This is a genomic window from Pinisolibacter sp., from assembly GCF_036782435.1.
In the GTDB taxonomy this organism is placed as follows: Bacteria; Pseudomonadota; Alphaproteobacteria; order Rhizobiales; family Ancalomicrobiaceae; genus CALBKH01.
Map to the genome: position 1 here is coordinate 99,696 of NZ_DAIPZB010000011.1, position 6,680 is coordinate 106,375.

The 6,680-nt window shown below is 67.2% G+C and carries 7 protein-coding genes and 1 pseudogene; 6 read left to right on the forward strand and 2 right to left on the reverse strand.

Annotated features, from left to right (window positions below; all coding sequences use genetic code 11):
* Positions 1–108 precede the first annotated feature (108 nt).
* From nosD to V7Q42_RS06995, 3 genes are all read left to right on the forward strand, one after another.
* Positions 109–1,404: a nitrous oxide reductase family maturation protein NosD gene (nosD, locus tag V7Q42_RS06985; RefSeq protein WP_333823189.1), complete on the forward strand. Its 1,296-nt coding sequence runs from the start codon at positions 109–111 to the stop codon at positions 1,402–1,404.
* Positions 1,405–1,506: 102 nt separating this feature from the next.
* Positions 1,507–2,037 carry a DarT ssDNA thymidine ADP-ribosyltransferase family protein gene (locus V7Q42_RS06990; protein ID WP_333823190.1) on the forward strand — a complete coding sequence of 177 codons (531 nt, stop codon included), beginning with the start codon at positions 1,507–1,509 and terminating at the stop codon, positions 2,035–2,037.
* Positions 2,037–2,681 carry a DarT1-associated NADAR antitoxin family protein gene (locus V7Q42_RS06995; RefSeq protein ID WP_333823191.1) on the forward strand — a complete coding sequence of 215 codons (645 nt, stop codon included), beginning with the start codon at positions 2,037–2,039 and terminating at the stop codon, positions 2,679–2,681. Before V7Q42_RS06990 ends, V7Q42_RS06995 begins: the two co-directional genes overlap by 1 nt.
* Before the next feature lie 46 nt (positions 2,682–2,727).
* On the opposite strand, the gene V7Q42_RS07000 is transcribed toward V7Q42_RS06995, so the two are convergent.
* Positions 2,728–3,990, reverse strand: a complete 1,263-nt coding sequence (locus tag V7Q42_RS07000) for a DUF1688 family protein (RefSeq protein WP_333823192.1) — start codon at positions 3,988–3,990, stop codon at positions 2,728–2,730.
* Positions 3,991–4,195: 205 nt separating this feature from the next.
* On the opposite strand from V7Q42_RS07000, the gene upp reads away from it, so the two are divergent.
* The 3 genes from upp (at position 4,196) to V7Q42_RS07015 (ending at position 6,429) form a co-directional block, all read left to right on the forward strand.
* Positions 4,196–4,831 (forward strand): uracil phosphoribosyltransferase, encoded by a 636-nt coding sequence (upp, locus tag V7Q42_RS07005; RefSeq protein WP_333823193.1) that lies wholly within the window; start codon positions 4,196–4,198, stop codon positions 4,829–4,831.
* 18 nt (positions 4,832–4,849) lie between these two features.
* Positions 4,850–5,773 carry a PfkB family carbohydrate kinase gene (locus V7Q42_RS07010; RefSeq protein ID WP_333823194.1) on the forward strand — a complete coding sequence of 308 codons (924 nt, stop codon included), beginning with the start codon at positions 4,850–4,852 and terminating at the stop codon, positions 5,771–5,773.
* Positions 5,774–5,865: 92 nt separating this feature from the next.
* Positions 5,866–6,429, forward strand: a complete 564-nt coding sequence (locus V7Q42_RS07015) for a retropepsin-like aspartic protease family protein (RefSeq protein ID WP_333823195.1) — start codon at positions 5,866–5,868, stop codon at positions 6,427–6,429.
* 31 nt (positions 6,430–6,460) lie between these two features.
* Here the strand turns inward: V7Q42_RS07015 and V7Q42_RS07020 are convergent.
* Positions 6,461–6,680, reverse strand: a pseudogene (locus tag V7Q42_RS07020) (hypothetical protein); the annotation flags it as partial.

Below are 6,680 nucleotides of genomic sequence, written 5' to 3' on the forward strand. Positions count from 1 at the left end.
ATACCGATCGCCGCACTTGTCCGATCTCGAGGACCGGCGTCGGCAATCGGGGCATCTTCGCCTCTCTGCCCCGACGGGCGGCGGAGGCCGAGGAACGGCGGAGAGACGTTGACGCACGACGACGACACGACCGGCTCGACAGGAGCACGATGGCCGCGCCGCGCGGCGCTCGCCGTCGCGTTCGCGCTTCTCGGCGCGGTGCGTCTGGTCGTTCCGGCCGCCCCGCCGTCGGCGCCCGCCGTCGTCCGCCCGCTCCAACCGCTCATCGACGCCACCCCCGCCGGGACGACGCTGCGGCTCTCGCCCGGCCTCTACGCCGGCCCGGCGGTGATCGCCAAGCCGATGGTGCTGCGCGGCGGCGGCCGGGCGACGATCGACGGCGGCGGCGTGGGCACGGTGCTGGCGGTCGAAGCCGACGGCGTCACCGTCTCCGGCCTGACGCTGCGCGGCTCGGGCGATCGCAACGACGGCATCGACGCGGCGCTCAGGCTCGCCGGCGCCAACGGCATCGTCGAGGATCTGATGATCGAAGATTGCCTCTACGGCATCCAGTTGCAGCAGGCGAACGGCAACATCGTCCGCCGCAACCGCATCACTTCCAAGAACCTGCCGGAGGAGCGCCGTGGCGACGCGATCCGGCTGTGGTACTCGACCGGCAATCTCGTCGAGGCCAACGACATCTTCCGCGTCCGCGACGGCTTCGCCATCCACGCCCCCGGCAATCGCCTCGTCGGCAACACCGTCGCCGACAGCCGCTACGGCGTGCAGATCCTCCAGTCGACCGACATCGAGATCCGCGCCAACCGCTTCGACGGCAATGCCGTCGGGATGATGGTGGTCTTCTCCGAGGACGTCGCGATCGAGGGCAACTTCATCCGTTCGGGGCGCGACATCGCCGGCCAGGGGCTGGTCCTCAAGGACGCGAGCCGCGTTCGCGTCCTGAGCAACGACCTCGTCGCCAATTCCGTCGCCGTCTATCTCGACGGCTCGCCCGGCGATCCGGACGACACCAATCTCTTCCGGGCCAATCGCATCGCCTTCTCCGGCACCGCGGTGATGCTGCACTCCTCGCTCGCCGGCAACCTCTTCGAGGCCAACGCCTTCACCGGCAACCATGGGGAAGTGGTGGTGCGCGGCGGCGGCACGGCGCTGAAGAGCGTCTGGCGCGACAACCACTGGGACGCCTTCGAGGGCTTCGACCGCGACGGCGACGGCATCGGCGACACCCCCTTCGAGGTCTGGGCCTGGGCCGATCGCCTGTGGATGGATGTCCCCGACGCCCAGTTCTTCCGTTCCTCGCCGACCCTCTCCCTGATCGATTTCGCCGAGCGCCTGACCCTCGCCGCCGAGCCGCGGCTGATCCTACGCGACCCGAAGCCGCGGATGGGAACTGCGGCGCCCTGATCCGAATCGAACAACGTATGATCCTCATATACCCGCATATATTGCAATTCCATTCGGTCTCGCGAAAATAGGCTACCCATTCTTCGCTCGCAGGAGTCGAGTGTGACCCCGAAAGAATTCGCCCAAAAGGTAAGATCCGGTCATGTTCATCGCAGTCTGTATCACTTCACCGATGCCTCCAATCTGCCCACGATTCGAATGCATGGATTGCTTTCGAAGCAACGGATGCGGACCAGCGGGTTCGCGCCCGAACGACCGGGGGGCAATGACCTGAGTCATCGTCTCGACGAGGCCTGTGGGATATCCGACTATGTCAGTCTATGCCTGACTAAAAATCATCCGATGGAGCATGTGGCTCGGAACGACGGGCGTATCCTAGACCCGCGTTATCTCAGGATCGACACCAGCGTACTGGAACTTCCAGGAGTTAGATTTGCATTCGGAGTCGCAAATGCCGCCGATACGAGAATCGTCGATCTCGCGGAAGCACTACCGGATGTGGATACCGAGGTCCTCTACAAGCAAATGGTTTGGCGCGATCCGGAAATCCAACTGAGGTTGAGGGCCGCCGAGAAGTATGAAATCCTGATACCCGGATGCGTCCCCGTCCAAATGATCCTGGATTTTCGCTGATGGCCGTCCGACCCGTCTTCGTGCCGAGAGAGACCGGCAGATTCCTCGTCGACGAGATCCCGATCGAATTCGACTGGGCGCCGGGATTTGCCGAGGTTCAGAAGAAGAAGAACGTCAAGGCGCTGCACGAGGCAGCGATGGGGAGGGGTCTCAACTCCCTTCTCGAAATTTCGTCCAAGTCGGAAATCGAGGTGGGTCGAAGGTTGAGCGCCTTCAGTCTGAAGCTCGAGGTCGACGGTGAGATGTACGGCCTTGAGAGTGTCTATCAGGGATCCAAGGTCTTCGAGCGATGCGGCCCGCGGGAGGAATTTTTTCACTTGGCTCCGCGTGAGGCGAAGCGTGCCGTCCGGGAGACGGACTGTGGGCAGTTGATCGCGTTCGAGTTGGAAGGGGTTCGCTACCCACTCAGTCCCAAGAACGCGTTCTACGATTGGCTCTACATCCGTGCCATCGCTCCGCATTTTGATTGGATCGAGAGGAAGATCCGCTACGAGGCTTTCACGGATATCGAATTCAACCCTTCTAAACAAGTTAATTGCCAAGCGCGTGCCTTCGCAGAGTTCCTCGGACTGCTTCGGTCGGGCAAGCTCAGAGAGGCGGTTAGTGACTTCTACTATTTCGCTTCGTTATTGAAGCCGATTTGAGCTTCACTTCGGTTGTGTTTTTTCCTACCGATCCGGCCGTCGCCGCTCAGAACACCGTTCCGTCGCTCTCCACCATCAGCGGCGGCGAGCCGTCGGGGCGGATCTCGCGCGCCAGACGGCGGCCGGCGAGCCAGGTGCCGCCCTCGAGCACGCAGGCGAGCGGGAAGTTCCAGGCGTTACGGTCGAGGATCTGCCGCACCACCCCGGCGAGCCGGTCGATCAGCGCCACGGTCAGCGCCCGCCACTCCACCACCAGTTCCGAATCGATCGGATGGACATGGGCGAGCTGCGATCGGTCGCGCAGCTGCAGCAGCCCGGAATCGATCATCAGCCCACCGTTGCGGTAGCAGGAGAGGCCGGTCAGCCCGTCGAGATCGGTGATCTCGAGCCCGGCCCAGGTCAGCGGCTCGATCAGCGAATAGGTCAGCCACTGCGGCGCCTTGTGCAGCGGCATCAGCCCGGAGGTGGCGTCGTCGGTGACCAGCTTGCGATGGATCCAGGTGTCGCCGAGCGGCACCCCGCCGAGGAGATAGGACCCCGGCCACACCCCGCCGAGCCCGTCGAGCAGGATCTCGAGCACCCGCGGTGCCGGCACCCGCCCGTCGGGGAAGAGGCGGAAGAGATGGTCGACCAAGCCGCCCGGCCGGATCGAGCCGTCGTCGGTGGTGAAGATGTCGCCGCGGTAGGCCATCGCCTGCCCCAGACGGTTGATCAGCCCGAGCCGGCCCTCGAGACCGACCAGCGGATTGGAGGTCGAGACCTGGAAGCCGTCGGCCAACTCCTCGGCCGTCAGTCCGGCCAGCGCCCGCGCATCGGCGCGCAAGGGATCGAACGGCTCGGAGGAGAAGATGCCGGAGGCGAACATGGCGAGCGACGCGACCGCCAGTCCCTCCGAGCGCGCGTAGGTCTCGCCGGTCGAAGCCTCGGCATAGACCCAGCGCGGCCCGGCACCGGCGTCCGTCAGCACAGACACCGTGGCCAGATCGACCGCGGCGCGGCCGATCTCGCGTTCGTCCGTCCACTCGCGCGCCGCCGCGAGCATGCCCCAGCGGTCGCACTCGCCGACGTCGAAGTCGCGCCAGCGGGCGTGCGGCGGCACCTCGAGCGCCGGGTGTTCCGAGCGCGTCAGTTCGGCGACGAAGCGGGCGGTGGTGTCGAGGCGGGAGAGATCGACGGTGAAATGCTCGAGCCGATCCATCAGAGCGAGGTCGAACAGCCGATTGGCGCGCTCCCTCACCGCGCTCGCCGTCAGCATCCGCCGGGCCGCGCGGGAGAGGGTGGGATCGACGGGGGCCTGATCCTCGGTCATCGGCGGCGGCGTCCTCCATCTCCGCGGGTGGGGCGGCGGCGAATCGCCCGCCGCTCGTCTCGGTCGAGCCATCGAGTCTCGCCCGAAGGGGGGCGCGTCGCAAGGAAGTCGCGGCAACGAGCGGTGGACCGACGCGGTCGCGCCCTTGCGGCACGGGTGTCGTCGGTTATGGTCGACGCCGAGCGAACAGGTGAGGAGAAGGGTGATGACGGCGAACGGCGTGACGGTGGTCGACCATCCGCTGGTGGCGCACAAGCTGACGCTGATGCGCGACAAGACCGCCTCCACCAAGAGTTTCCGCGAGCTCCTGCGCGAGATCTCGCTGCTGCTCTGCTACGAAGCGACCCGCGACCTCGAGTTGACCATGGTCGACATCGAGACGCCGCTGAAGGCGATCCGCGCGCCCATGCTCGAGGGTAAGAAGCTGGTCTTCGCGCCGATCCTGCGCGCCGGCATGGGCCTGCTCGAGGGCATGCTGGAACTGGTGCCTTCCGCCCGCGTCGCCCATGTCGGCCTCTACCGCGATCCGAAGACGCTGAAGGCGGTCGAGTACTACTTCAAGGCGCCCGAGGACATCGCCGACCGCACCGTCATCGTCCTCGATCCGATGCTGGCGACCGCCAATTCCGCCTGCGCCGCCATCGAGCGGTTGAAGCAGGCCGGCGCCCACCGCATCATCTTCGTCTGCCTGCTCGCGGCGCCGGAGGGCGTCGACCGCTTCCGTACCGAGCATCCCGACGTGCCGATCTACACCGCCGCGATCGACGATCATCTCAACGATCACGGCTACATCGTCCCCGGTCTCGGCGACGCCGGCGACCGCATGTACGGGACCAGGTGACGGGCGGGGGAGGGGGCCGTGATCGTCGCCTTCGGCACCATCAACGTCGACATGGTCACGGTCGTGCCGCGCTTCCCGGTCCCCGGCGAGACCGTCAAGGGACGCGACTACCAGCTCTTTCCCGGCGGCAAGGGGGCCAACCAGGCGGTGGCGGCGGCGCTCGCCGGGGCGAAGGTGACGTTGGTCGGCTGCGTCGGCCGCGACGGCTTCGCCGACGTGGCGCTCGAGGGCGCGAAGCGGCTCGGCGTCGATCTCTCCCGCGTCCGCCGCTCCGACAGCCCGACCGGTGCCCAGATGATCGCCGTCGATCCCACGGGCGAGAACCTGATGATCGGCGCCGACGCTGCCAATCGCGCCACCCGCGCCGATCAGCTCGACGGCCTCCTCGGCCCCGGCGTCACCCTCCTCACCCAGAATTCGCTGGGAACGACGGAGGTCGAACGCGCCATCGCCCGGGCCCGGTCCGCCGGCGCCCGCATCGTCTACAACGCCGCCCCCGCCGAATCGATCGCCGAGACCGCCTTCGCCGCCGCCGACGTGGTCGTCGTCAACGAACACGAAGCGCGCGGCTACGCCGCGCTCTTCGGCCTGCCGCACGAGTACCGCGCCTTCGCCGAGGCCGCGGCGGAGCGCTTCGCCACTCTGGTCGTCGTCACCCTGGGGCCGCGCGGCCTCGTCGCCGCCCGCCCCGACGGGCCCACCCTGATCGGCACCTCGCCGACCGTCACCGCCGTCGATTCGACCGGCGCCGGCGACGCCCTGTGCGGCGCGCTGGCGGCCGCCCTCGATCGCGGCGAGAGCGTCGAGACCGCCCTGCGCCAGGGCCTCGCCGCCGGCGCGCTCGCCTGCCGCGAGACCGGCGCCCAGACGAGCTTCCGCGACCTCGCCGAGATCCGCCGTTTCGCCGCCGGCGCACGCCTGGAAGCGGCCGTTTCCGCCTGAAATTCGACATTCGCGGCCAATTGCGACGCCGGTCTTCAGAACTCGTTAGTCCCATGCGCCTAGCATCGACCGGGATCGGAGATGCCCAGGCCATGTATCGCAATGCCCTGCGACTGACCCTCTTCGGCGCGATGGCGGCGCTCATGTCCCCGGCCTGGGTGCCGTGGCTCCTGCACGTCGTCGCCTTCGTCACCGAACGCCCCGTCGCCATGGAGACGCGGGCCGTCGGCTATCGCGTCGAAGAAGGCGCCGGCGCCACCGCCCGTGTGCTGCCGAGCCACGGACGTACCGTCACCCTCAAGTCCGATTCGCGCGGTCACTTCCTGACCGAGGCGGCGATCAACGGCCGCGCCGTCGCCGTCATGGTCGACACCGGCGCCACCTCCGTCGCCCTGCGCAACGAGGACGCGGCGGCGATCGGCGTCCGCCCGCTGCTGCCGTCCGACTACACCGTGCCGATCGCCACCGCCAACGGCACCGCCCGCGCCGCTCGCGTCACCCTCACCGAGGTTCGCGTCGGTGCCGTGCGGGTGAAGAACGTCGAGGCGCTGGTGATGCCCGAACGTGCGCTCGGCACCAATCTCCTCGGCATGAGCTTCATCCGCCGCCTGCGCAACGTCGAGCTCGCCTCCGGCCGGCTGACCTTCGTCGAGTGAGGGTCGCGACAGCAGGGCGATCGCTCGAAGTTCACGAGGTGACGGTTCGGACAGCTGCGAAGAGATAGTCGTCGTCCCATCCGAGGGTCTTTCTTCGGGTCTTGAGGCTCGCCTTGTCGGGTATGGCTTTGATCAGGTTGAGCGCGGCATGGCGGATGGTTGCCATGTTGGCGGGTCCTCCTTCGGTTCTGAGCCGCATGATACCAGCCGGATGAATTTCTGACTCGTGGGGGATTTTCACGAAGGCGCGA